20 protein-coding genes are annotated in these 26108 nt (G+C 70.7%); 5 read left to right on the top strand and 15 right to left on the bottom strand.

Translation table 11 applies throughout. From position 1 onward, the window contains the following. Nucleotides 1–41 precede the first annotated feature (41 nt). The 5 genes from BKI49_RS27805 to rimP all read right to left on the bottom strand — a co-directional run bounded on the left by BKI49_RS27805 (nt 42) and on the right by rimP (nt 5621). Nucleotides 42–338, bottom strand: a complete 297-nt coding sequence (locus BKI49_RS27805) for a DUF503 domain-containing protein (RefSeq protein WP_028802531.1) — start codon at nt 336–338, stop codon at nt 42–44. A 151-nt stretch (nt 339–489) separates the two neighbouring features. Next, complete coding sequence (gene infB / locus BKI49_RS27800; RefSeq protein ID WP_095937009.1) at nt 490–3594, bottom strand: translation initiation factor IF-2; 3105 nt, start codon at nt 3592–3594, stop codon at nt 490–492. 147 nt (nt 3595–3741) lie between these two features. After that, nucleotides 3742–4020, bottom strand: coding sequence for a YlxR family protein (locus BKI49_RS27795; protein WP_095937008.1), 279 nt, complete (start codon nt 4018–4020; stop codon nt 3742–3744). 102 nt (nt 4021–4122) lie between these two features. Then, nucleotides 4123–5121, bottom strand: coding sequence for a transcription termination factor NusA (nusA, locus tag BKI49_RS27790; protein ID WP_095937007.1), 999 nt, complete (start codon nt 5119–5121; stop codon nt 4123–4125). A 2-nt stretch (nt 5122–5123) separates the two neighbouring features. Next, on the bottom strand, nt 5124–5621 hold the full coding sequence (gene rimP, locus BKI49_RS27785) for a ribosome maturation factor RimP (RefSeq protein WP_095937006.1): 498 nt from the start codon (nt 5619–5621) through the stop codon (nt 5124–5126). Between the two features lie 275 nt (nt 5622–5896). Between rimP and BKI49_RS27780 the strand changes: the two genes are divergently transcribed. From BKI49_RS27780 to BKI49_RS27770, 3 genes are read left to right on the top strand one after another with little or no spacing between them, the layout of a single operon-like run. Further along, complete coding sequence (locus BKI49_RS27780) at nt 5897–6448, top strand: hypothetical protein (RefSeq protein ID WP_095937005.1); 552 nt, start codon at nt 5897–5899, stop codon at nt 6446–6448. Next, nucleotides 6445–6945 carry a ferritin-like domain-containing protein gene (locus BKI49_RS27775; protein ID WP_095937004.1) on the top strand — a complete coding sequence of 167 codons (501 nt, stop codon included), beginning with the start codon at nt 6445–6447 and terminating at the stop codon, nt 6943–6945. Before BKI49_RS27780 ends, BKI49_RS27775 begins: the two co-directional genes overlap by 4 nt. A gap of 27 nt (nt 6946–6972) precedes the next feature. After that, entirely contained in the window at nt 6973–7893 is a 921-nt protein-coding gene (locus tag BKI49_RS27770) for an aminoglycoside phosphotransferase family protein (protein ID WP_095937003.1), read from the top strand. A 342-nt stretch (nt 7894–8235) separates the two neighbouring features. Here the strand turns inward: BKI49_RS27770 and BKI49_RS27765 are convergent, their stop codons facing one another. The 9 genes from BKI49_RS27765 to BKI49_RS27725 form a co-directional block, all read right to left on the bottom strand. Beyond that, nucleotides 8236–9927, bottom strand: coding sequence for a proline--tRNA ligase (locus BKI49_RS27765; protein ID WP_095937002.1), 1692 nt, complete (start codon nt 9925–9927; stop codon nt 8236–8238). A gap of 71 nt (nt 9928–9998) precedes the next feature. Continuing rightward, nucleotides 9999–10568, bottom strand: a complete 570-nt coding sequence (locus tag BKI49_RS27760; protein ID WP_095937001.1) for a GNAT family N-acetyltransferase — start codon at nt 10566–10568, stop codon at nt 9999–10001. Between the two features lie 62 nt (nt 10569–10630). Then, nucleotides 10631–11479, bottom strand: coding sequence for a GNAT family N-acetyltransferase (locus tag BKI49_RS27755; protein ID WP_095937000.1), 849 nt, complete (start codon nt 11477–11479; stop codon nt 10631–10633). Nucleotides 11480–11727: 248 nt separating this feature from the next. Next, a complete protein-coding gene (gene ispG / locus BKI49_RS27750) occupies nt 11728–12885 on the bottom strand; it encodes a flavodoxin-dependent (E)-4-hydroxy-3-methylbut-2-enyl-diphosphate synthase (protein ID WP_095936999.1) in 1158 nt (385 codons plus the stop codon). A 163-nt stretch (nt 12886–13048) separates the two neighbouring features. Continuing rightward, nucleotides 13049–14353: a M50 family metallopeptidase gene (locus BKI49_RS27745; RefSeq protein ID WP_095936998.1), complete on the bottom strand. Its 1305-nt coding sequence runs from the start codon at nt 14351–14353 to the stop codon at nt 13049–13051. After that, entirely contained in the window at nt 14350–15606 is a 1257-nt protein-coding gene (gene dxr / locus BKI49_RS27740) for a 1-deoxy-D-xylulose-5-phosphate reductoisomerase (protein WP_095936997.1), read from the bottom strand. Before dxr ends, BKI49_RS27745 begins: the two co-directional genes overlap by 4 nt. A gap of 117 nt (nt 15607–15723) precedes the next feature. Next, nucleotides 15724–18522 carry a preprotein translocase subunit SecA gene (gene secA, locus BKI49_RS27735; protein WP_095936996.1) on the bottom strand — a complete coding sequence of 933 codons (2799 nt, stop codon included), beginning with the start codon at nt 18520–18522 and terminating at the stop codon, nt 15724–15726. Nucleotides 18523–18538: 16 nt separating this feature from the next. Next, complete coding sequence (locus tag BKI49_RS27730; RefSeq protein WP_143658535.1) at nt 18539–19024, bottom strand: hypothetical protein; 486 nt, start codon at nt 19022–19024, stop codon at nt 18539–18541. Nucleotides 19025–19127: 103 nt separating this feature from the next. Beyond that, nucleotides 19128–21059: an acyl-CoA dehydrogenase family protein gene (locus BKI49_RS27725; protein ID WP_095936994.1), complete on the bottom strand. Its 1932-nt coding sequence runs from the start codon at nt 21057–21059 to the stop codon at nt 19128–19130. 607 nt (nt 21060–21666) lie between these two features. Between BKI49_RS27725 and BKI49_RS27720 the strand changes: the two genes are divergently transcribed. Both BKI49_RS27720 and BKI49_RS27715 read left to right on the top strand, forming a co-directional pair. Beyond that, nucleotides 21667–22680, top strand: coding sequence for a LacI family DNA-binding transcriptional regulator (locus BKI49_RS27720; RefSeq protein ID WP_095936993.1), 1014 nt, complete (start codon nt 21667–21669; stop codon nt 22678–22680). 597 nt (nt 22681–23277) lie between these two features. Further along, nucleotides 23278–25329: a glycoside hydrolase family 31 protein gene (locus tag BKI49_RS27715; RefSeq protein WP_095936992.1), complete on the top strand. Its 2052-nt coding sequence runs from the start codon at nt 23278–23280 to the stop codon at nt 25327–25329. A gap of 57 nt (nt 25330–25386) precedes the next feature. Here BKI49_RS27715 and BKI49_RS27710 read toward each other — a convergent pair whose 3' ends face one another. Continuing rightward, nucleotides 25387–26103 carry a glycoside hydrolase family 12 protein gene (locus BKI49_RS27710; protein WP_095936991.1) on the bottom strand — a complete coding sequence of 239 codons (717 nt, stop codon included), beginning with the start codon at nt 26101–26103 and terminating at the stop codon, nt 25387–25389. Nucleotides 26104–26108: the final 5 nt, after the last annotated feature.

Raw genomic sequence — 26108 nt, 5'->3', positions numbered from 1 at the left:
GTCTCCCTCGTTCTTCCTGTTCTGCGTTTCAAGCTTGTGTGTCACTCGTCGTCGTCGCCGTGGAAGCGCCGCCTCACGGACAGCAGTTCCACCTCGGGACGTCCGGCGACCAGTCGTTCGCACCGGTCCAGCACGTCGGTCAGATGGCCGGCGTCCCCGGACACCACCGCGAGGCCGATGCCGGCCCTGCGATGCAGGTCCATGTGGTCGACCTCCGCCGCACTCACCGCGTACTTGCGCTGGAGCTCGGCCACGATCGGACGGACGACGGAGCGCTTCTCCTTCAGCGACCGTACGTCGCCGAGCAGGAGGTCGAAGGACAGAGTCCCCACGTACATATGTGTATCCGGATGTCCCGCCGGTACGGGGTAGATGGCCCGGCCAGATGCTTGCCCGGGACATCAAGAACCGTACAACGAACGGCCGGGGCCGATCGACGGCATTTACTGCCGCCGACCGGCCCCGGGTCGCACCAAGAGGTACCTGCTGCTACGAGCGCGGCTTCTCCCGCATCTCGTACGTCGCGATGACGTCGTCGACCTTGATGTCGTTGAAGTTTCCGAGGTTGATACCACCCTCGAAGCCTTCGCGGATCTCGGTGACGTCGTCCTTGAAGCGACGCAGACCGGAGATGGTGAGGTTCTCCGCGATGACCTTGCCGTCGCGGACGAGGCGCGCCTTCGTGTTGCGCTTGACCTCGCCCGAGCGGACCAGGACACCGGCGATGTTGCCCAGCTTGGACGACTTGAAGACCTCGCGGATCTCCGCCGTGCCGAGCTCGACCTCCTCGTACTCCGGCTTGAGCATGCCCTTGAGGGCCGCCTCGATCTCCTCGATGGCCTGGTAGATCACCGAGTAGTACCGGACGTCGACGCCCTCGCGCTCCGCCATCTGCGCCGCGCGGCCCGCAGCGCGGACGTTGAAGCCGATGACGATGGCGTCGGAGCCGGTCGCCAGGTCGATGTCCGACTCGGTGACCGCACCCACACCGCGGTGCAGGACGCGGATGTCGACCTCTTCGCCGACGTCGAGCTGGAGCAGCGAGGACTCGAGAGCCTCCACCGAACCGGACGCGTCGCCCTTGATGATGAGGTTGAGTTCCTGCACCAGACCGGCCTTGAGGGCCTCGTCCAGGTTCTCCAGGGAGAACCGGACACCCCGGCGGGCGAAGTTGGCGTTGCGCTCACGCGCCGCGCGCTTCTCGGCGATCTGACGTGCCGTGCGGTCCTCGTCGACAACCAGGAAGTTGTCGCCGGCACCCGGGACGTTGGTGAGACCGAGGACGAGGACGGGGGTCGAGGGACCCGCTTCCTCGACGTTGTTGCCGTTGTCGTCGAGCATCGCGCGGACACGGCCGTACGCGTCGCCGACGACCATCGTGTCACCGATGCGCAGCGTGCCGCGCTGGACGAGGACGGTCGACACGGCACCGCGGCCACGGTCGAGGTGCGACTCGATCGCGATGCCCTGCGCGTCCTGCTCCGGGTTGGCCCGCAGGTCGAGCGAGGCGTCCGCGGTCAGGACCACGGCCTCGAGCAGCTGGTCGATGTTCAGACCCTGCTTGGCGGAGATGTCGACGAACATCGTGTCGCCGCCGTACTCCTCGGCCACCAGACCGAACTCGGTGAGCTGACCGCGCACCTTCGTCGGGTCGGCGCCCTCGACGTCGATCTTGTTGACCGCGACCACGATCGGCACGTCGGCCGCCTTGGCGTGGTTCAGCGCCTCGATCGTCTGGGGCATCACACCGTCGTTGGCCGCCACCACGAGGATCGCGATGTCGGTCGACTTCGCACCACGGGCACGCATGGCGGTGAACGCCTCGTGACCCGGGGTGTCGATGAAGGTGATCCTGCGCTCTTCGTCGTTGACCTCGGTGGCGACCTGGTACGCACCGATGTGCTGCGTGATACCGCCGGCCTCGCCCGCGACGACGTTCGTCTTGCGGATGGTGTCCAGCAGTCGGGTCTTACCGTGGTCGACGTGACCCATGACGGTCACGACCGGCGGACGCGGCATGAGGAATTCCTCGCCGCCCTCGTCCTCGCCGAACTCGATGTCGAAGGACTCGAGCAGCTCGCGGTCCTCCTCCTCCGGGCTGACGATCTCGACGACGTAGTTCATCTCGCCGGCGAGCAGCTGGAGGGTCTCGTCGGAGACGGACTGCGTGGCAGTGACCATCTCGCCGAGGTTCATCATCACGGCGACGAGCGACGCCGGGTTGGCGTTGATCTTCTCCGCGAAGTCGGTGAGGGACGCACCGCGCGACAGGCGGACGGTCTGTCCGTTGCCGCGAGGCAGCATCACGCCGCCGACGGACGGGGCCTGCATGGCCTCGTACTCCTGGCGCCTCTGCCTCTTCGACTTGCGGCCACGACGCGCCGGACCGCCGGGACGGCCGAAGGCACCCTGCGTGCCACCACGGCCACCGGGACCACCCGGACGACCGCCGAAGCCGGGACGGCCACCGCCGCCACCGGGACCACCGGGACGACCGGCGAAGCCACCGCCACCGCCACCGGGACCACCGGGACGACCGGCGAAGCCGCCGCCACCGCCGCCACCGGGACGACCGGCGAAGCCGCCGCCGCCCGGACGACCGCCGCCACCGGCACCGGGACGACCGCCGCCGCCGGGACCGCGGCCACCGGGGCCGCCACCGGGACGCGGGCCGGCAGCCGGACGCTGCGGCATCATGCCGGGGTTCGGACGGTTGCCGCCGGGGCCGCCGCCGGGACGCGGGGCCTGCGGACGGGGCATGCCGCCCGGGGTCGGACGGGCGCCGCCCGGACCGCCCTGCGGACGCGGAGCGCCGCCGGGACCGCCCTGCGGACGGGGACCACCCTGACCGGCGCCCTGCGGACGCGGGCCACCCGGGGCGCCTGCGCCACCGGGACCGCCGGGACCGGGACGCCCGCCACCCGGACGGGGCGCCTGCGGGCGCGCCATGCCGGTGGAGCCGCCGGAGGTGAAGGGGTTGTTGCCCGGACGCGGGCCGGCCGGACGAGCACCGGGACGCGGGGCCTGGCCGCCGGGACGCGGGGCGCCCTGACGGTCGCCGCGCTCGGGACGGTCACCGCGGGACTGGCCGCCCTGGCCGGGACCGGCCGGACGGGCGCCGGGCTTCGGCCCACCGGGGCGGGCACCCGGACGGGGGCCTGCGGCCGGAGCCGGGGAGGCCGCCGGGGGCGCGGTGAACTCGGGCGCCGCCGGAGCCGGGGTCGCCGGAGCGGGCCGCGGCGCGGGCTTGGGGCCCGGCGTCGGGCGCGGACCCGGGGCCGCCGGCGTGACCGGGGCAGCCGCGGGGCGCTCGGCCGTGGGCGGCTTGGGAGCCGGCGGGCGCGGGGCAGCCGGACGGGCCGCCTGCGCGGGAGAGGGGGCTGCCGGCTTGGCCGGGGCAGCCTTGCGGGCGGGGGCGGGCTTGCCGCCTCCGCTGCCCTGCTGGAGGGCGTCAGTCAGTTTGCGGACAACGGGCGCCTCGATCGTCGAGGACGCCGAACGGACGAATTCACCGAGCTCTTGGAGCTTGGCCATGACGACCTTGCTCTCAACCCCGAACTCCTTGGCGAGTTCGTATACCCGGACCTTAGCCACTTCGCTCCTTTTAGGTCCGGGTTGCGTCCGGACCGTCGCTACTTCATGGGCGTACTCATCGCGTGCTCATCGAGTGCTCATCGCAATCTCGACCTACTTCCAACTCGCGGGGTACCAGGGCCGCACGGGGGTTCCGTACGACACGTCTTACGGTGTTGCCTGCTCGACGGAGAGGCGCAACGCCGCGGTGTCGAGCGGTCCCGGGACGCGCAGCGCCCGCGGGAACGCCCGGCGGCGGACCGCCAGGTCGAGACAGACCAGGGCGGGGTGCACATATGCACCCCGGCCGGGCAGCGTACCGCGATGATCGGGGACACATTCGCCCTCGATCGCCACGATGCGCAGCAAGTCCTTCTTGGCCGCTCGCTCCCGGCACCCCACACAGGTGCGCTCAGGGCATGCGCGGGCTCGCGTCCGGCCAGACACTCTTAAGTCTACCTCCCCGTAGCGACCTCACCCCTTTGGGGCAAGAATCGAACAGTTGCATCGACGGGAACTGTCGTGATCTGAGCCACCCGCGGCTTGGATCTATTCCCCGTCCTGCTCGGGCTGCTGTTCGGTGTCCGGACGGATGTCGATCCGCCAGCCGGTGAGCCGGGCGGCGAGCCGGGCGTTCTGCCCTTCCTTGCCGATGGCCAGCGACAGCTGGTAGTCGGGGACGGTCACGCGTGCGGAGCGGGCGGCGAGGTCGACGACCTCGACCTTCGAGACGCGGGCCGGGGAGAGGGCGTTCGCCACCATCTCGGCCGGGTCGTCCGACCAGTCGACGATGTCGATCTTCTCGCCGTTCAGTTCCGCCATGACGTTGCGCACGCGGCCGCCCATGGGGCCGATGCAGGCGCCCTTGGCGTTCAGGCCGCTGCGGGTGGACCGGACGGCGATCTTCGTACGGTGGCCGGCCTCACGGGCGATGTGGGCGATCTCGACGGAGCCGTCGGCGATCTCCGGCACCTCGAGCGCGAAGAGCTTCTTCACCAGATTGGGGTGCGTGCGCGAAAGGGTGACGGACGGACCGCGCACACCCTTCGCCACCCGGACGACGTACGAGCGCAGGCGCAGGCCGTGCTCGTAGTTCTCGCCGGGGACCTGCTCCTGCACCGGCAGGATGGCCTCCAGCTTGCCGATGTCGACGAGCACGTTCTTCGGGTCGCGGCCCTGCTGGACCACACCGGTGACGATGTCGCCCTCGCGTCCGGCGTACTCGCCGAGCGTCGCGTCGTCCTCGGCGTCCCGCAGGCGCTGCAGGATGACCTGCTTGGCGGTGGTCGCCGCGATCCGCCCGAACCCCGACGGGGTGTCGTCGAACTCGCGCGCCTCCTGCCCCTCCTCCAGGTCCTCGGCGTCCTCCTTCGCCCACACGGTCACATGGCCGGTTTCCCGGTTCAGCTCCACGCGCGCGTGGCGGCGGCTTCCCTCGGTGCGGTGGTAGGCGATGAGGAGGGCCGACTCGATCGCCTCGACCAGCAGGTCGAAGGAGATCTCCTTCTCCCGTACCAAGCCCCGCAGGGCACTCATGTCGATGTCCACGGCTACGCCTCCTCTTCGTTCTTGTTCTTGCGGTTGAACTCGACCTGGACACGCGCCTTGGCGACGTCCTCGAAGGCGAGGTGCCGGGCGGTGGGCTTGCGGCCCTTCACACCCGGGACTTCGACGTCGAGGCCGTCGTCGTCGATCTTCAGGATCCGGGCGACCAGCTCGCCGCCCTCCGTCAGCTGGAACTTCACCAGGCGGTCGGTCGCGCGCACGTAATGACGGTGCTCCGTGAGCTCACGCTCGGCACCGGGGGTTCCGACCTCGAGGGTGTACTCGCCCTCGCCCATCGCGTCCGTCTCGTCGAGCTTCGCCGAGAGCGCGCGGCTCACATCGGCGATCTGGTCCAGGTCGGCACCGGAGTCCGAGTCGACGACGACACGCAGCACACGCTTGCGGCCTACCGAGTCCACTGCGATCTCTTCGAGATCGAGTCCCTGAGAGCCTACGAGCGGTTCCAGAAGTTCTCGCAGCCTCTCGCTCTGGGTGGTGCTCATCCGGGTGACTCCTCGGCCGCGTGTGCTGTTGTGGTTAGGTCGTGTGTCAGGTCAAAGGGTATCCGGTCGCGGGGGGTGTTGCCGTCCACCGGGACCCGGCCGGGTGCGGCCCTGGGCCGCCCGGCGCCTACCCGGTGCCCTGCGCGGAAGGGCGGAAACCACCCGCCGGGACCGGCTCGGGAGAGCCGCTGGCACGGGTTCGGCCGGGGCGCGGGTACCGTGATCACGGGCGCCTCGCCCTCTCCTTCCGTACGAGCCCTCCAAGGACGACTGCCGTGCCGTTCACCCTGCCGTCGCGCGCCCCGTCGGGTCCGCGCCGAAGGACCCTGCTCGCCTCGGCCGCGGGCGCCTTCGCGCTCGCGGGCTGTTCCGCTTCCGAACCGTCCACCGACACGGCCGGCGGCAGCCCCTCGGCCGCGGACCGGGCCCGCGCGCGTGCCGCGCGCGACAGCGAGGAGCTCGCCGACCACTACGCCGCCGTGATCGCCGCGCACCCGGCGCTGGCGAAGCGACTGACCCCGCTGCGGGCCGAGGTCGTCCGGCACGCGAAGGCCTTCGGGGACGGGGCGCACGCCACCGCCTCGCCCTCCGCGACCGTCTCCGCCACGGCGGCCGGCGCGCCGGCGTCCGCGTCCGCGAGCGCCTCCCCCACCGTGCCGGCCGAGCCGAAGGACGCGGTCGGCGAACTCGCCGCGGCCGAACGCACCCTGGCGGACGCACGCACTAAGGCCCTGGTCGAGATGCCGGGTGAACTGGCCAGGCTGCTGGCCTCGGTGGCGGCGGCCGGCGCCGCCCACGCGTACCTGCTGTCGGAAGGGGCGAAGTGAGCGACACCTCCCGCACCACGGGCTCGGGCCGTACCGAACGGGCCGAGAAGGCCGAACTCGGCGCCCTGCAGGCCGCGTTGGGCGCCGAACACGCCGCTGTCTACGGATACGGCGTCGTCGGCGGCAAGATCGACAAGGGGCGGCGCGACGAGGCGCGGGCCGCCTACGACGCGCACCGGGCGCGACGGGACGAGTTGGCGCGGGCCGTACGGGACCTGGACGGCACACCCCAGGCCGCCTCCGCCGCGTACGCGCTGCCGTTCGCGGTCAAGGACTCGGCCGCGGCGGTCCGGCTCGCCGCGGAGCTGGAGGAGCGTGTGGCGGGCGTCTACTCGGACCTCGTGCGGGCCGCCACCGGCGACCGGCGACGGGCCGCCGCCGAGGCGCTGCGCGAGGCGGCGGTGCGGGCGGTGCGCTGGAGCGGCGAGAGCGTAGCCTTCCCTGGGCTCGCGGAGCGGGCGGCCACCGCCTCCGCGTCCGCGTCCCCGCAGACGTGACGCGACCTGGAAGGGAACAACTCGGGCATGGCTTTCGAACCGCCGCAGCGTCTCGTCCGGGCGCTCGGCGAGATCCAGCGGGGCGGCGCCGAGGGCGCCGACGGGACCGATGAATGGCTCGCCAAGCTGCCCGAGCTGGTGCAACAGACCGCAGACGTACGCGAGTTGACCGTGGAGCGGGTGCAGGCGCCGGGCGGCAGGAGCAGCCTGGTCCTGCTGGTACGGCAGGCCGACGGAACGCCCGCCGTGCTGAAGCTCGCGCCCCAGCGGGCCCGCCCGGAGAGCGAGCGCGCCGCCCTGGCCCACTGGGACGGACGCGGCGCGGTGCGGCTCCTCAACCCCGGCGACACCCATGGCGTGCTGCTGCTGGAGCGGCTGCACCCGGAGATGTCGGTACGGTCGCTGCCCGAGGCGAAGGCTCTGCTGGAGGCGGCGGGCACGCTGCGGCGGCTGTGGGTCGAGCCGCCCGCGGCGCACGTCTTCGAGACGGTCGCCGAGCGGACGGGCCGGCAGGCGGAGGCGATGCGGGCGTCCGCGTCCGCCGACGAGGAGGTCGCGCCGCTGGTCGACGCGGCGCTCACGGCCCGCGAGGAACTGCTCGCCGCGCCGCCGGAGGAACGGCTGCTGCACGGCACGTTCCGGCAGAGCAAGGTTCTCGCCGGGGAGCGCATGCCGTGGCTGGCCGTGGGCCCCGACCCGGTGGTCGGCGAGTGCGCCTTCGATCTGGCCCGGCTGGTCCGCGACCGCGTCGAGGACCTGATCGCCTCCCCGTCGGGGTCGTCGATCACCCGGCGCCGGGTGAAGCGGCTCGCCGAGTCCCTCGACGTGGACCAGGAACGGCTGCGCGGCTGGACCCTGTTCCGAGCGGTCGAGTCGGGCGTCCGAGCCCGCCGCGTCGGCCGCCCCCAGGACGCAGAACTCCTCCTCGAATTCGCCGGCTGGCTCTGACACCAACACCGGACAACGCCCAGAAGGGGCGCGAGGAACTGCGCGCCCAGCCACGACCCAGCCGCAGAGACACAGACCAGCAGCCCCGGGCAACCAAACAACGCCGCGCACCCAAGCGCCCCACAAGGGGCGCGAGAAACGGCGCGCCCAGCCACAGCGCACCCGCAGAGACACACAGACCGGCAGCCCCGGGCTACCGAACAACACCGCGCACCCAAGCGCCCCACAAGGGACGCGAGGAACGGCGCGCCCAACCACGACGCACCGGCGGAGGACCGCAGACCGAAAGCCGCCAAGGGCCCGCGCGGCAGCTCACCGCCGCACGGGCCCACGGGACACCGACTAGGCCGTGAGACGGGCGATCGCCTCGTCCACGGTCAGCTCCTCGCGCTCACCGGTCCGCCGGTCCTTGAGCTCGACGACACCCTCGGCGGAGCGACGGCCGGCGACCAGGATCTTCGGCACGCCGATGAGCTCCGCGTCGGTGAACTTCACACCCGGCGAGACCCCGGCGCGGTCGTCCACCAGGACACGCACCCCCGCGGCGTTCAGCTTCTCGGACACGTCGAGCGCCAGCTCGGTCTGCAGGGCCTTGCCCGCCGCGACCACGTGGACGTCGGCGGGAGCGATCTCCTCGGGCCAGCACAGACCCTGGTCGTCCGCCGACTGCTCGGCCAGCGCGGCCACCGCACGGGAGACACCGATGCCGTACGAGCCCATGGTCACGCGCACGGGCTTGCCCTGCTGCCCGAGGACGTCGAGCTGGAAGGTGTCGGCGTACTTGCGGCCGAGCTGGAAGATGTGGCCGATCTCGATGGCGCGGTCCAGCTTCAGGCCGGTGCCGCACGCGGGGCACGGGTCGCCCTCCTCGACCACGACGACGTCGAGGTAGTCGTCGACCTCGAAGTCACGGCCCGCGACGACGTTCTTCGCGTGCGTGTCGGCCTTGTTGGCGCCGGTGATCCAGGCGGTGCCGGGCGCCACCCGCGGGTCGGCGATGTAGCGGACCTTCTCCAGGCCCTGCGGGCCCACGTAGCCACGGACGAGGTCGCCGCGGCCCTCGAAGTCCTCGGCGGTGACGAGCTCGACGACGGCCGGGGCGAGGTGCTCGCCCAGCTTGCCGAGGTCGACCTCGCGGTCGCCCGGGACGCCCACCGCGACGATCTCGCCGTCGACCTTGACCAGGAGGTTCTTCAGGGTCGCGGAGGCGGGGACGCCGAGGTGCTCGGCGAGCGACTCGATGGTCGGGGTGTCGGGGGTGTCCAGCTCCTCGACCGGGCCGTGCTCCTCGGACACCGGCGTGAGCTTGAAGGTCACCGCCTCGGTGTTGGCCGCGTAGTCGCAGGACGGGCAGTCCACGAACGTGTCCTCGCCGGCCGCGGCCGGGGCGAGGAACTCCTCCGAGGCCGAGCCGCCCATCGCGCCGGAGACGGCCGAGACGATGCGGTAGTCGAGACCGAGACGCGCGAAGATCTTCTGGTACGCCTCGCGGTGCAGCCGGTAGGACTCGGCGAGCCCCTCGTCGGTCGTGTCGAAGGAGTACGAGTCCTTCATCTGGAACTCGCGGCCGCGCAGCACGCCGGACCGCGGGCGGGCCTCGTCCCGGTACTTCGTCTGGATCTGGTACAGCATGACCGGCAGGTCCTTGTACGAGGCCACCTGGTCCTTCACCACCAGGGTGAAGATCTCCTCGTGGGTCGGACCGAGCAGGTACTCCGCGCCCTTGCGGTCCTTGAGGCGGAACAGCAGGTCGCCGTACTCCTCCCAGCGCGCCGACGCCTCGTACGGCTCCTTGGGGAGCAGCGCGGGAAGCAGGACTTCCTGGGCACCGATCGCGTCCATCTCCTCGCGGACCACGCGAGAGATGTTGTCGAGGACCTTCTTGCCCAGGGGCAGCCAGGTCCAGATGCCCGCGGAGTTGCGGCGCACGTAACCGGCGCGGACGAGCAGCTTGTGGCTGAGCGTCTCGGCATCCGCCGGGTCGTCACGCAGTGTCTTGACCATCAAACGGGACATGCGCTGGACCTGGGCCATGATTCTCGACTCCTGCTGCGTAAGGGTGATGGCAGGAGGTTAGCCGGGCGGGACGTGACGGTGGAAATCGGTTAACGCCTGCGCAGCGGCAGAAGGGCGCCCATCACGGCGTACGGCTTGGGTGCGCTGGGGAACAGGACCTGGCGCGCGAGGTCCTCGTAGCCCAGTGAGTGGTAGAGGCCCCGGGCCGGACTGTCCGTGTCGATCGCGGACAGGATCGAGCGGGGTTCGGCGGCGGTGTCCGTGATCCGGGTGATCAGAGAGCGGCCGATGCCTCGGCCCTGGTAGCGCGGGTGCACATGCAGTTCGGTGATCACGAAGGAGTCGTCGAGCCAGCCGTCGCGGCCCTGGGCGCGCAGATACGGTTCGACGACGGTGGACCACCAGTGCGCGCGGTCGTTGGGCATGCCGTAGACGAAGCCGACGAGGCGTCCGTCGGCGGTGGTGGCACCCAGCGCGCGGGCTCCCGGACAGGTGAGGTGGCGCAGCACGATCTGGCGGCGTACGGCGACCTCGTCGGCGCCGAGTCCGAAGGCGAGGGCCTGCACGGCGAGCGCCTCGTCCACACGCGCGGCGAGATCCAGCGGGCCGATGACCACGTCGTCGGGGTTGCGGAAGCCCTGACCGGGAATGCGCAGCATGCCGGGGAGACTACCTGGCGAAGGGTGGGGCGTGTGAGGTGCCGTAAGGCCCCTGCGGGGCGTCAGAACAGGACACTCATGAACGCGCCGACCTCCTGGAAGCCCACGCGACGGTAGGTGGCGCGGGCCGCCGTGTTGAAGTCGTTCACGTAGAGACTGACGACGGGAGCCACGTCCGCGAGGGCGTAGCGCAGGACGGCCGCCATGCCGGGGGCGGCGATGCCCTGGCCGCGGTACTCGGGGGCGACCCAGACGCCCTGGATCTGGCAGGCCTGGGTGGTCGCGGCGCCGATCTCGGCCTTGAAGACGACCTTGCCGTGCTGGTCGAGGCGGGCGAACGACCTTCCGGAACCGACGAGTTCGGCCACCCGTGCCTGGTAGAGCAGGCCACCGTCCCCGGCGAGCGGCGAGACGCCGACCTCCTCGGTGAACATCGCCACGCACGCCGGCATGATCGTCTCCATCTCGTCCTTGCGGATGCGGCGGACGTACGGATCGGGTGCGACGGTGTCGGGGAGCCGGTCGGTGACCATCAGCGGCTGGTGGGCGCGGAGCTCCCGGGCGGGGCCCCAGCTCGGTTCGAGCAGCCGCCACAGCTGGGCGGTGGGCTCGGCGGGGCCGACGATCGAGGAGCAGCGGCGGCCGGCTCGGCGGGCCCGGTCGGCGAAGCCGCGCACGGCCCTCGGGGTGGCGCAGATCGGGACCAGGTTGGCGCCCGCGTAGCACAGGGACCGCAGCATGCCGTCCTCGTACCAGCCCCACATCTCGCCGCCGAGACGCCATGGGTCGAGGCCGGCGATCTGTACCCGGGAGGCGACGAACGCGTTCGCGACCGGCTCGCGGTCGAGGACGGCGAGCGCGGCGTCCAGGTCGCTCGGTTCGAGGACCCTGGTGGTGGTCTGGGTCAACAACGAGGCGGCTCCATCACTCCTTGCGGGCAACGACAGCGCGTCGCGCACACTGTTCGCGTCGCCGTGTGCTCACTCGTGAGCACCGGTCGGGGCTGGCCGTCGCATCACTGCGAGAAGCCCCCCTCAGGGCGGAGTCACACGGTCTGCTGATCTCCGTACTTTAACCGGATATGCCGAGCAGCACCGCACGCACGGGACCCGGGCGCCACCTCCGGAGGGGCACCCGGGTCCCTTGCGCCACAAGGCGGTCAGCCGGCGACCGACACGGAAGGCTCGCCGGAGGCGATTCCGTCGGCCTCCATCTGCTCGGCGATCTTCATGGCCTCCTCGATGAGGGTCTCCACGATCTTCGACTCGGGAACGGTCTTGATGACCTCGCCCTTGACGAAGATCTGGCCCTTGCCGTTGCCGGAGGCGACGCCGAGGTCGGCCTCGCGGGCCTCGCCGGGGCCGTTCACGACGCAGCCCATCACGGCGACGCGGAGCGGGACCTCCATCCCCTCCAGACCGGCCGTGACCTCCTCGGCCAGCTTGTACACGTCGACCTGGGCGCGGCCGCAGGACGGGCAGGAGACGATCTCCAGGCCGCGCTGCTTGAGGTTGAGGGACTCCAGGATCTGGAGGCCGACCTTGACCTCCTCCGCCGGCGGGGCGGAGAGGGAGACGCGGATGGTGTCGCCGATGCCCTCGGACAGGAGGGCGCCGAAGGCCACGGCCGACTTGATGGTGCCCTGGAAGGCGGGGCCGGCCTCGGTCACGCCGAGGTGGAGGGGGTAGTCGCACGCGGCGGCGAGCTGCCGGTAGGCGTTGACCATGACCACCGGGTCGTTGTGCTTCACGGAGATCTTGATGTCGCGGAAGTCGTGCTCCTCGAAGAGGGATGCCTCCCACAGCGCCGACTCGACGAGCGCCTCGGGGGTGGCCTTGCCGTACTTCTGGAGCAGTCGCTTGTCGAGGGAGCCGGCGTTGACGCCGATGCGGATCGGGGTGCCGGTGTCCTTGGCGGCCCGCGCGATCTCCTTGACCTGGTCGTCGAACTGCTTGATGTTGCCGGGGTTGACGCGGACGGCGGCGCAGCCCGCGTTGATCGCGGCGAAGACGTACTTCGGCTGGAAATGGATGTCCGCGATGACCGGGATCTGCGACTTGCGTGCGATCGTCGCGAGCGCGTCCGCGTCGTCCTGGGTGGGGCACGCCACGCGCACGATCTGGCAGCCGGACGCGGTCAGTTCGGCGATCTGCTGGAGCGTGGCACCGATGTCCGACGTACGCGTCGTCGTCATCGACTGCACCGACACCGGTGCGTCTCCGCCCACGGCGACCGTTCCGACCTGGATCTGCCGGCTCTTGCGGCGCTCGGCCAGCTTGGTCGGAACGGACGGCATGCCGAGAGAAATCGCAGTCATCTGCTGTGCAACCCCAAGTTGTGGATCAAGGTCCCGGAATCGTGGGCTCCAGGCTTCGAGATTACGGCACCGGCGCGCGGCCGAGCACATCACGCCCCCAAACCCACTCAATGGAAGGTGGCCGGACACGACGTGTGTCCGGCCACCCGAAATTCGCGTGCCGCTAGGAGATTCTCACCGGGTTGACGACGTCCGCGATGAGCACCAGGAGCGTGAAGCAGACGAAGATCCCGGCCACCACGTAGGCGACGGGCATGAGCTTCGCGACGTCGAACGGACCCGGGTCGGGGCGCCGGAGCACCTTCGCCGTGTTCCGCCGCAGCGACTCCCAGACGGCGCCCGCGATGTGCCCACCGTCGAGCGGGAGCAGCGGGAGCATGTTGAAGAGGAACAGGGAGAGGTTGAAGCCGGCGACCAGCAGCAGCATCATCGCGACCTGCTGCGAGGCGGGGATGTCCAGGGTGAAGACGTCGCCGCCGATGCGGGCCGCGCCGACCACGCCCATCGGGGAGTCCGCCTTGCGCGGTCCGTCACCGAAGGCGGCGTCCCACAGGTCGGGGACCTTTCCGGGGAGCGCGACCAGCGACTCGACGCCGTTCTGCATCATGTCGCCCATGCGGTCCACGGACTGCGAGAAGGACTGCTGGACGATGCCGGAGGCCGGTGTGAAGCCGAGGAACCCGGCGTACACGTACTTGCCCTCGACGTAGCCGCCGTTGCCGTCGGTCTTGCTCACCTGGTTCTTGATCAGGTGGGCGGTCAGGTCGACCTTCTCGCCCTTGCGCTCGACGGTGATCGTGACGTCCTTGCCGGGGTTGGCGCGGATGTCGGACTGGAGGACGGACCAGTCCTCGACGGCCTTGCCGTCGAACGCGACGATCTTGTCGCCGCCCTTCAGCCCGGCGGCCTTGGCGGGCGCCGCCTGGTCCCCGGACTCGCACTTCGAGCGGTTCTCGCTCTGCTGGATGACGCAGTCCGAGACCTTGCCGACCGTGGTGGTCTGGGTCTGGATGCCGAACGTCATCATCACGCCGAGGAAGATCACGACGGCGAGGATCAGGTTCATGAAGGGGCCCGCGAACATCACGATCACGCGCTTCCACGGCTTGCGCGTGTAGAAGAGGCGGGTGTCGTCGCCGGGCTTGAGCTCCTCGAAGGCCGCCGACCTGGCGTCCTCGATCATGCCGCGGAACGGTGACGTCGAACGGGCCTCGATACGGCCGTCCGGGCCGGGCGGGAACATCCCGATCATGCGGATGTAGCCGCCGAGCGGAACCGCCTTGATCCCGTACTCCGTCTCGCCCTTCTTGCGCGACCAGATGGTCGGACCGAAGCCGACCATGTACTGCGGCACGCGGATGCCGAAGAGCTTGGCCGTCGACAGATGCCCCAGCTCGTGCCACGCGATCGAGATGAGCAGGCCGACCACGAAGACGACTATGCCGAGGATCATCATCAGGGTCGTCATGCACGAGCCTCCGCGATTGTCGTCCGGGCGGTCAGTTCCCGGGCCCGGGCGCGCGCCCAGGTCTCCGCTTCGAGGACGTCCGCGACGGTCAGGGAAGTTCCCGTGGCCGGGGTGCCGTGTTCCTCGACCACCCGTGTGACGGTCTCCATGATCCCGTTGAACGGCAGTGTGCCGTTCAGGAACGCGTCGACGCACTCCTCGTTGGCGGCATTGAACACCGCCGGGGCCGTGCCCGCGAGCTGCCCCACGTGCCGGGCGAGCCCGACGGACGGGAACGCGTCGTTGTCGAGCGGGAAGAACTCCCAGCTCGACGCCTTTGTCCAGTCGAAGGCCGGCGCGGCGTCCGGGACGCGTTCGGGCCAGCCGAGGCCGATGGCGATCGGCCCCCGCATGTCGGGGGGCGTCGCCTGGGCGATCGTCGATCCGTCCGTGAATTCCACCATCGAGTGGACATACGACTGCGGATGCACGACGACCTCAATACGGTCGAAGGGAATGTCGTAGAGGAGGTGTGCCTCGATGACTTCCAGCCCCTTGTTGACCAGGGTCGCGGAGTTGACCGTGATGACCGGTCCCATGGCCCAGGTGGGGTGCGCGAGGGCGTCGGTGGGGGTGACGTCGGCCAGCTCCGCCTTCGTACGGCCGCGGAAGGGGCCGCCGGAGGCGGTCACGACCAGCTTGCGCACGTCGGCGCGGGTGCCGGAGGCCAGCGCCTGGAACAGCGCCGCGTGCTCGGAGTCGACGGGGATGATCTGTCCCGGCTTGGCCAGCGCCTTCACCAGCGGGCCGCCGACGATGAGCGATTCCTTGTTGGCGAGCGCGAGGGTGCGGCCCGCCTCCAGGGCGGCGAGGGTGGGCGCGAGGCCGATCGAACCGGTGATGCCGTTGAGCACGGTGTGGCAGTCGGAGGAGGCGAGCCGGGTGGCGGCGTCCGGCCCGGCGAGGATCTCGGGAAGGGCCTCTCCGGGGGCGTACTGCGCCGCGAGGGCCTCGCGCAGCGCGGGGACGACGTCCTCGCGGGCGACGGCGACCGCCCGGACCCGGAGCCGGTGGGCCTGCTCGGCCAGCAGTCCGACCCTGCCGCCGGCGGCGGACAGCGCGGTGACCCGGAACCGGTCGGGGTTGCGCAGCACGAGGTCGATGGCCTGGGTGCCGATCGAGCCGGTGGAGCCGAGGATCACGACATCCCTGACTCCGTCCACGGGGTCGAAGACAAGGTGCGGATCAGCGAGGGGGGCTGGACTGTCGCTCATCCCCCCATTGTGGCCGCAACGCGTCCCCGGCAGGACAGGGCTCCCCCACTTCGCGCCGTGCTGCCGCCCCTGGGGTCCGGACGGGGCGGCATCGTCCCTCGTGGTCGTGGACGTCCCCTAGCGCCTGCGCCTGCGCTGCTTGCGGTTCCCGGTGCGGGCGCGGGACCGCGGGGAGGCCTCGCGCGACGCCGGGCCGGGGTCGTCGGGTGCGGGCGCCGTCCCGGGCGCGTCGGCGGGGGCCGCGCCTGCCGGCGCGGCGTCGGCGGGGGCGAAGGCGCCCTCGACCACGCCGTCCGCCGTGTCGAGCGTCGGCGCGGTGAAGTGCAGGCCGTCGGTTCGGTCCCGGCGGTCGAGGGTCTCGGCGCCGGGGCCCGCCGCGTCGAGGTTGAAGACGTAGCCGACGGACTCCTCCTTGATGGCGTCGGTCATGGCTATGTACATGTCGAAGCCCTCGCGCTCGTACTCGACGATCGGTTCGCGGCCGAGCGTCCAGCGCAGTCCGATGCCGTCGCGGAGGTAATCCATCTCATAGAGGTGCTCGCGCCATTTGCGGTCCAGGACGGAGAGCACGACCAGGCGTTCCAGGTCGCGCAGGGCCGCGGCGCCGAGCTCGGCCTCGCGCTCCTCGTACCGCGCGTGGACGTCCTCGGTGATCGTGTCGGTCACCCCCTCGGTGGTGAGGGCGTCGCGGCCGCCCGCGGCGTCCTCCAGTTCCTCGACGGAGACGCCCACCGGGTACAGCTGCCTCAGCGCGCTCCACAGCCGTTCCAGGTCCCATTCCTCCGGGAAGCCCTCGCCGGTCTCGACCTCGACGTACGCGCGGACGGTGTCGTCCATGAAGTGGACGATCTGCTCGCGCAGGTCCTCGCCCGCCAGGACGCGGCGGCGTTCGGCGTAGATGAGGGTGCGCTGGCGGTTGAGGACCTCGTCGAACTTCAGGACGTCCTTGCGGGACTCGAAGTGCTGCTGCTCCAGCTGTGCCTGTGCGGAGGCGATGGCGCGGGTGACCATCTTGTTCTCGATGGGGATGTCGTCGGGCACGTTCGCCATGGCCATGACCCGGTCGACCACATTGGCGCGGAACAGCCGCATCAGGTCGTCCTGGAGCGAGAGGTAGAACCGGGAGGCGCCGGGGTCGCCCTGGCGGCCGGAGCGGCCGCGCAGCTGGTTGTCGATGCGCCGGGACTCGTGGCGTTCGGTGCCGAGGACGTAGAGGCCGCCCAGTTCCTTGACCTCGTCGTGTTCGGCCGCGACCGCGGCGGTGATCCGGTCGAGGACCTGCCGCCGCTCCTCGGGGTCCGCTTCGTCCCCGGTCTCCGCGAGTGCCATCGCCTCGGGGTTGCCGCCGAGCATGATGTCGGTGCCGCGTCCCGCCATGTTCGTGGCCACGGTCACGGCGCCCTTGCGTCCGGCCTGGGCGACGATCTGTGCCTCGCGCTGGTGGTTCTTGGCGTTGAGCACCTCGTGCCGGATGCCCTGCTTCCTCAGCCGCGCCGACAGCACCTCGGACTTCTCCACGGAGGTGGTGCCCACCAGGATCGGCTGGCCCTGTTCGTGCTTCTCGGCGATGTCCGCGAGGATCGCGGCGTACTTCGCCTCCTCGGTGCGGTAGATCTGGTCGGGGTCGTCGCGGCGGACCATGGGCCGGTTGGTCGGGATCGGGACGACGTGCAGCTTGTAGATCTGGTGGAACTCGGCGGCCTCGGTCATGGCGGTGCCGGTCATCCCGGCGAGCTTCGTGTACAGGCGGAAGAAGTTCTGCAGGGTGATCGTGGCGAGCGTCTGGTTCTCGTCCTTGATCGTCACGCCTTCCTTGGCCTCGATCGCCTGGTGCAGGCCCTCGTTGTAGCGGCGTCCGGCGAGAATGCGGCCGGTGTGCTCGTCGACGATGAGGACCTCGCCGTCGACCACCACGTAGTCCTTGTCGCGCTTGAAGTGCTCCTTGGCCTTGAGGGCGTTGTTCAGGTGGCCGATGAGCGGGGTGTGGTCGGACTCGTAGAGGCTGTCGATGCCGAGCTGGTCCTGGAGGTACTCGACGCCCCGGTCCAGGATCGCCACGGTGCGCTTCTTCGGGTCGTACTCGTAGTCGTACCGGGTGCGCAGTTCGGCGAGGCGGTCCTTGTCCGTCTGGGTGGTGTACTGCTCCTCCTGGACCTGTACGCCCTTCATCCGCTGCGCGAAGCCGGCGAAGGCCTCGTACCAGTGGGTGGGCTGGTCGGCGGGGCCGGAGATGATCAGCGGGGTGCGTGCCTCGTCGATGAGGATCGAGTCGGCCTCGTCGACGATCGCGAAGTGGTGGCCGCGCTGGACCAGTTCGTCCTGCGACCACGCCATGTTGTCGCGCAGGTAGTCGAAGCCGAACTCCGTGTTGGTTCCGTACGTGATGTCGCAGGCGTACTGCGCGCGCCGCTCCGCAGGGGTCGACCCGGTCTTGATCACGCCGACGGTCAGCCCCATGAACCGGTAGGCCCGGCCCATCCAGTCGGCGTCCCGCTCGGCCAGGTAGTCGTTGACCGTGACCAGGTGTACTCCCTTGCCGGTCAGGGCGTTCAGGTAGACGGGCAGTGTGCCGACGAGCGTCTTGCCCTCTCCCGTGTGCATCTCGGCGATGTTGCCGAGGTGGAGCGCCGCGCCGCCCATGACCTGCACGTCGAAGTGGCGCATGCCGAGGGTGCGCCGGGCCGCCTCGCGCATCGCGGCGAAGGCCTCGGGCAGCAGGTCGTCCAGGCTCTCGCCGTCGGCGTGCCGCGTCTTGAACTCCGGTGTGAGCGCCTGGAGTTCCTCGTCGGTGAGGGCCTTGAACTCCTCCTCCAGTGAACCCACCTGGGCGGCTGTGCGCTCCAGCCGCCGCAGCATCCTGCCCTCACCCGCCCGCATGATTTTTCCGGTCAGGGCGTCGAGACCTTTACCTGACATGGGAATTCCCCCGCAACTAAACGGCGTCCGCGAGCATCCGGATCCAGCGATTGGCACGCTGGAGAATATGGACGCCCTGTTGATTCGCGGTGATCACTTCGCGCAGCACGGGGTCGTCGACGACGTCGAGTGCGGCGCGGAAGAGCTGCTGGATCACGGGCCGTTCGCCCGGCCGTCCGGCGTCGAGCAGAGCGTCGACGTCACGGAGGTCGATCCTCCGGATGCGCACCGCGTCGAAGGAGGCCACGGGCGGCCGTGGCTCCACGTCGACCACGGCCAGCGCGCAGTCGTTGAGCAGGACCGCGAGCGCGTCGCGGTGTGCCTCGAAGGTCTCCGGCGCTCCTTCGCGCAGTTTCTGCGCCAGCGGCTGCACTTCGTCGCGCACCGTCCGCAGCGCCCGTACGAGATCCATCTCGTCGAGCTGACGCCACGCCTCCCCGCGGGCGCGCGTCAGCTGTACGGAAATACCGTGGCTGTATTCTTCCCCGACTCCTTGGCGCATCTGCCGTCCCCGTTCGCCATTCCGTTCATTGTCGGCGCACACGTTCGGTGCGGCAAGCAGCGGAATGGCGAACGGGACCCCAGTGAATTCCTGGGGAAAATGGTCAGCGAATGGGCCGGCGGACGTTTTCCTTCCGGGACGGTCCGGGTGTGGCATCGGCGATCCAGGGGCCCTCGCCGGACGGGTCGACGACGCCCTCCTCCAGCCAGGTGTAGGTGCCGGACAGGACTCCCTCGACCACCTTGCGGTCGAGGTCGTCGGTGTTGGACCACAGGCGGCCGAAGAGTTCCTCGACGCGGATGCGGGACTGACGGCAGAACGCGTCGGCGAGCTGGTAGGCCTCGCGGCCGTGCTCGCCCGTGGCGCGCAGGTGCTCGGCGCGGACGCAGGCCGCGCTCATCGCGAAGAGCTCGGCGCCGATGTCGACGATCCGGCCCAGGAAGCCCTGCTTGGTCTCCATGCGGCCCTGCCAGCGGGACATGGCGTAGAAGGTGGAGCGGGCGAGCTTGCGCGCGCTGCGCTCGACATACCGCAGATGCGGCGACAGGTCCACCTGCTGGTTGAACTCGTGGTACGACCGCGGGAGTTGACCCGGTCCCGCCACCAGCTTCGGCAGCCACTTGGCGTAGAAGACGCCGGCGTTCGCGCCCGCCTTCGCCTTGTCCGAGAGGGACTTGTCGGGGTCGATGAGGTCGCCGGCCACCGAGAGGTGGGCGTCCACGGCCTCGCGGGCGATCAGCAGGTGCATGATCTCCGTCGAGCCCTCGAAGATCCGGTTGATGCGCAGGTCGCGCAGGATCTGCTCGGCGGGCACGGCGCGTTCGCCGCGGGCGGCGAGCGAGGCGGCCGTCTCGAAGCCGCGGCCACCGCGGATCTGGACGAGCTCGTCCGCCATCAGGCAGCCCATCTCGGAGCCGTACAGCTTGGCGAGGGCCGCCTCGATCCGGATGTCGTTGCGGTCCTCGTCGGCCATCTGCGAGGACAGGTCGACGACGGCCTCCAGCGCGAAGGTGGTCGCCGCGATGAAGGAGATCTTGGCACCGACGGCCTCGTGGAGGGCGACCGGCTTGCCCCACTGTTCGCGGGCCGCCGACCATTCGCGGGCGATCTTCAGGCACCACTTGCCCGCGCCGACGCACATCGCGGGCAGGGAGAGCCGGCCGGTGTTGAGGGTGGTCAGGGCGATCTTGAGGCCGGCGCCCTCGGCGCCGATCCGGTTCGCGGCGGGCACCCGGACCTGATGGAAGCGGGTGACGCCGTTCTCCAGGCCGCGCAGGCCCATGAAGGCGTTGCGGTTCTCGACGGTGATGCCCTCGGAGCCCGCCTCGACCACGAAGGCCGTGATGCCGCCCTTGTGGCCCTCGGACTTCGGCACCCGCGCCATGACGACGAGCAGATCGGCGACGACGCCGTTGGTCGTCCACAGCTTCACGCCGTCGAGGACGTAGTCGTCGCCGTCCGGCACGGCGGCCGTGGCGAGCCGCGCCGGGTCGGAGCCCACGTCGGGCTCGGTCAGCAGGAACGCCGAGATGTCGGTGCGGGCGCAGCGCGGCAGGAAGACGTCCTTCTGCTCCTGGGTGCCGAAGATCTTCAGCGGCTGCGGGACGCCGATCGACTGGTGCGCGGAGAGCAGCGCGCCGATCGCCGGGTTCGCCGAACCGACCAGGGCCAGCGCCTTGTTGTAGTACACCTGCGTCAGCCCGAGGCCGCCGTACTTGGTGTCGATCTTCATACCGAGGGCGCCGAGCTCCTTGAGCCCGTCGATCGTCTCGTCCGGGATTTGCGCCTCACGCTCGATGCGGGCGGAGTCGATCTTCGTCTCGCAGAAGTCGCGCAGTTTGGCGAGGAACTCCTCGCCGCGCTGCGAGGCCTCGTCGGACGGCATCGGGTGCGGATGGATCAGGTCGAGCCGGAAGCGCCCGAGGAACAGCTCCTTGGCGAAGCTCGGCTTGCGCCAGTCCTGTTCACGCGCGGCCTCGGCGACCTGTCGGGCCTCACGCTCCGTGACCGTGGGCTTGTGGGGTGTTGCGGACATGAGGCTCACCTCGCCGCGAATAGGGATCTTGGGGCCGTTCATCGCTGATCAGCATCGATCATTACCGACCGGTGCTACTCGATCGTATGTACCCGATCCGGGGTGACCCCACCAGTCCTCGCGCGGCGTTCGGCCGGTACGCGCCCCCGGGTTCGGGGCCGGTGCGCCCTGTGCGGGACGCCCTGGACGGGTGCTGTCCGCGATGTTGCGTCAGGGGGCCATTCGGGGGAACGTCTGCACAGGCCACCGAGCGGCCGCCGGATCCTTCCCTGGGCACCGGGGAGCCTCCCGGGACTCCTTGGCGAAGGCCGCCGGAGAGCTCGCGGGACGGCAGGCCTCCGGACCGCCGGGAGCGTTCGGGAACGCGCCCCGCCGGCCGCCGGGTAGCGTCCGGGATAGCGCCCCGCGAGGAGTCGGGGAGCGCCCGGGTACGCGTCCCGCGGCTTGCCGGGGAGCACCGGGGATTCCCGTCGTCGGAATTTCGCTGTCGAAGCGCTTCGACAACCTATGGACACACCATCTCCACCGGGCTACTGTCGAGCCACCCTCACTCCCCTGTCCGCAACACGCGCACTGTCGAAGCGCTTCACAAAGCTTGGAGAGCTGGATGGTCACCCTCGCCGAGGTCGCCCAGCACGCCGGAGTCTCGGCGAGCACGGTGAGCTATGTCCTCAGCGGCAAGCGGTCCATCTCCGCGAACACCCGGCAGCGGGTCGAGCAGAGCATCCAGGAGCTCGGCTACCACCCGAACGCCGGCGCCCGTGCCCTGGCGAGCAGCCGGTCCAACATCATCGCGCTGATGGTTCCGCTCCGCACCGACATGTACGTACCCGTGATGATGGAGATCGCCATCGCGGTGGCGACCACCGCCCGCATCCACGGGTACGACGTCCTGCTGCTCACCGGTGAGGAGGGCCCCGACGCGGTCCGCCGGGTCACCGGCAGCGGGCTCGCCGACGCGATGATCCTGATGGACGTCGAACTCGACGACGAGCGGCTGCCGCTGCTGCGCGAGACCGACCAGCCGTCCGTACTCATCGGTCTGCCCGCCGACACCTCGGGGCTGACCTGCGTCGATCTCGACTTCGGTGCCACCGGCGCGCTGTGCGCCGAGCATCTGGCGATGCTGGGGCACCGTGACATCGCTGTCATCGGCGAGGCGCCCGCCGTCTACGAACGGCACACCGGCTTCGCCGAACGCACCCTCGACGGGCTCCGGTCCCGGTCGCGGGAGCTGGGCCTGCGCGTGCTGCACCGCCCCTGCGAGGGCGGGTACGACGCGATGGCCGTGACACTCGCCCGGATCCTCGACGAGCGCCCGGCCACCACGGGATTCGTCGTGCAGAACGAGTCCGCGGTGGAACCGCTGCTCGCCCTGCTGCGCCAGCAGGGCCGGGCCGTGCCCGAGGACGTGTCGGTGATCGCGATCTGCCCGGACCAGGTCGCGACGCAGGCCTCGGTGCGGCTGACCTCGGTCGCCATCCCCGCACAGGAGATGGGCCGGCACGCCGTCGAGCAGCTGATCGCCAAGCTCGACGGACACGGTGAGGACGAAGTCGTCCTGATCGCACCGGAGTTGACGGTACGGGCGAGTACGGGTCCGGCGCCGTCCACTTCCTGACCCCGCCCGGGACGGCATCCGGGCATCTGCGGGGGCTCCCCGGCACGGGGTCCCCTCCCCCGCACAAGGGGGCCCGGCGTTGGACCCCGGACGGTTCCCCGGCTCGGGCGCAGCACCGGGCCGCTCCCCGGCCGAGGGAGTGGCGCCGAACGACTCCCGCACTCGGGCCCGGGATCCGGTCCGGGACCGGGCTCCCGGACCGAGACCGAGACCCGGAAGCCCCCGCCCCGGGCCGGGCCAGTCGCCGGCTCCCGTCACGGAGCGTGTCCGTCCGTCCCCCGGAGACGGACGGACAGGCACCGGCGGCGCGGCCGGAGCGGCCGCGTGGGCAACCGGCCCGCGCCTGACCGGCGGGCCCGAGGCGCCACGCACCGACCACGCCCGTCAGGGCACGGGACCGGCTCCGGCCGCGTCCCCGAAGAACGGGACCGGCAGCAGCCGGTTCCCGAAGGCACCGGACGGCTCCGGCCGCTCCCCGAGTCCACGTACCGCGCAACCGCCCTGGTCCGTATGGGCGTTGCGGTAGCCCCGTCTGCCCCGGCGGCCGTCACGGCCGCGCCGGGTCCGCTGTCACTCCTTCCTTCAGGAGCACTCTCCGTGAATCAGCCTGCCGAAAACCAGACCCAGTCGAGCTCGGTCAGCCTCGCGCAGTCCTCCCCGACCGTCGGCACGTTCCGCGAGCGGGACGGCGCGCTGGAGTGGAGCGGACGCCAGGAGACCGTCCGCATCGAACCATGGGGGCCGGACGCGGTCCGGGTCCGTGCGCGCCTCGGCGGACCGCTCCTCGAAGACCTCCCCGGCGCGCTGCTCGACGAGCCGCCGGCCACCGAGAGCACCGTGAAGATCCTCGACGGCGAGGGCCGGCTGACGGTGGGCGCGCTGACCGTCGAGGTCGACGCCGAGGGCCTGATCCGCTTCGTGCGCACCGCGGACGGGGGCGAGCTGCTCGCCGAGGAACGCGCCCACTTCTGGTGGCCCGGCTCCCGCCTGTACACCCCGACCGGGAACGGCCACCACCGCCTGGAGCAGCGGTTCGCCGCGTACGAGGGCGAGAAGCTGTACGGCCTCGGACAGCACCAGCACGGGCTGCTGGACCAGAAGGGCGCGGTCCTGGACCTCGTCCAGCGCAACGCCGAGGTCACGATCCCCGTGCTCACCTCCAGCCGCGGCTACACCCTGCTGTGGAACAGTCCGGCGATCGGCCGTGTGGAGCTCGCGGGCAACGGCACCCGATGGGTGGCCGACTCGGCCCGTCAGATCGACTACTGGATCACGGCGGGCGCCCCGGCCGACGCCCAGCGCCGCTACAGCGCCGCCACCGGCCGCACACCGATGCTGCCCGAGTGGGCGGCCGGGTTCTGGCAGTGCAAGCTGCGCTATCGCACACAGGACGAACTCCTCGCCGTGGCACGGGAGTACAAGCGTCGCGGGCTGCCCCTGGACGTCATCGTGTGCGACTTCTTCCACTGGACGCACCTCGGCGAGTGGAAGTTCGACCCGGCCGAGTGGCCGGATCCGGCCGCCATGCAGCGGGAGCTGTCCGAGCTGGGTGTCGAGCTGGTGGTCAGCGTCTGGCCCTCGGTCTCGCCGCTCTCCGAGAACCACCAGCTCATGGAGCAGCGGGGCCATCTCATCGGCACCCAGTACGGACCGATGGCGCACGCGGACTGGCCGGACAAGGGGGTCGCGTCCACCGTCCAGGTGGCGTTCTACGACGCGACGAACCCCGACGCGCGGGACTTCCTCTGGTCGCGGGTGAAGGACAACTACCTGGCCCCGTACGGGATCAAGGCCTTCTGGCTGGACGCCTGCGAGCCGGAGCTGAAGCCCGGCTTCCAGGAGAACCTGCGCTATCACGCGGGGCCCGGCCTGGAGGTCGGCAACCTCTATCCGCGGGAGAACTCCCGCACCTTCTTCGAGGGCCTGCTCGCCGCCGGCCGGACGGACATCGTCACCCTCAACCGCTCGGCGTGGGCGGGCAGCCAGCGCTACGGGGCGGCCCTCTGGTCGGGCGACATCGGCACGGACTTCCCGACCCTGCGCCGTCAGATCGCGGCGGGTCTCAACACCGCGCTGTCCGGCATCCCGTGGTGGAACACCGACATCGGCGGCTTCCACGGCGGGGATCCGGACGACCCCGCGTACCGCGAGGTCATGATCCGCTGGTTCCAGTTCGGCGCGCTGTCCCCGCTGATGCGTCTGCACGGCTTCCGCGACCCGGGCATGCCGCTGGGCCCGGACATGACCGGCGGCCCGAACGAGGTCTGGTCGTACGGCGAGGAGGCCGGCGCGATCATGGAGAAGTACCTGCTGCTGCGGGAGCGCCTGAAGCCGTACGTGCTGGACGTCATGCGGCAGGCGCACGAGGAGGGGCTGCCGGTGATGCGCCCGCTGTTCCTGGAGTTCCCCGACGACCACGCCGCCTGGTCGGTGGACGACGCGTACCTCTTCGGCCCCGATCTGCTGGTCGCGCCGGTGCTCACGTCGGGGGCGACCGCCCGTACGGCGTACCTCCCGGCGGGGGCCCGTTGGACGGACGCGTGGACGGGCGAGACGTACGAAGGCGGCGCGGCCGTGACGGTCGACGCGCCGCTGGACCGCATCCCGCTGTTCCTGCGGGACGGGGCGCGGCTGCCCGTGGCCGGGTAGTCCGGCAGCCGAGTGCGGCCGGTCCCCGGGAGGACCGGCCGCACTCCGCTGGGCGGGTCAGCTGCTGCTGACCGTCAGGTTGTTGGCGGCGAAGTCCAGGCCGCCCGAGGACGAGGTGATCTCGAAGCCGAACTGCACGTCGCCGATGGTCTCGCTGCTCGACATCCAGCCCTTGGTGTTCGCGATCCACTTCAGGATCGGGAGGATGTCGATGGTGCCGGAGGTGGAGTCCGAGCTGCGCAGGAACGAGAAGACGTCGTTCGAGCCGTTGTTGCCCTTGTAGACGGTCCAGGTGTTGCCGCCGAGGGTGAGCGTGCCCTGGGAGGTGCCGAGTGCGCCGACGGCGCCGTTGTAGTTGACCCAGAGCATGGTCTCGTAGTCGTAGTCGGTGTCCCAGATGTCGTACGACGTGTTGTACGCGCCGGAGGACGGGACGGTGACGTTGTAGGTGCTGGTGAGGGAGGACAGCCCCGAGATCGTCCTGCCGACGTACTTCTTGGAGTTGGGGTAGGACTTGATGCCACCGGTGTCGGGATGGTTGGCCCATACACCCCAGCTGGTACCGGAGTTGGCCCAGACGCACTGGCTGCCGGCGCCGGAGCCCCAGATGTTGTTGTAGAGCGTGTAGCCGTTCAGCGTGGTGTTGCCCCACTGGTCGCAGGAGGACCAGACGGCGGCCTGTGCGGGGGCGGAGGCGAGGCCGACCGTGGCGCCGAGGGCGAGCGCGGGGGCGACGAGGGCTTTGGTGATCCTCTTCAGTGTGCGAGGTGCCATGGTGT

It is taken from the genome of Streptomyces sp. Tue6028, from assembly GCF_002300165.1.
Taxonomy (GTDB): Bacteria; Actinomycetota; Actinomycetes; order Streptomycetales; family Streptomycetaceae; genus Streptomyces; species Streptomyces siamensis.
The sequence above is the reverse complement of the archived record's forward strand: the minus strand, read 5'-3'. Positions and strand labels throughout refer to the sequence as shown.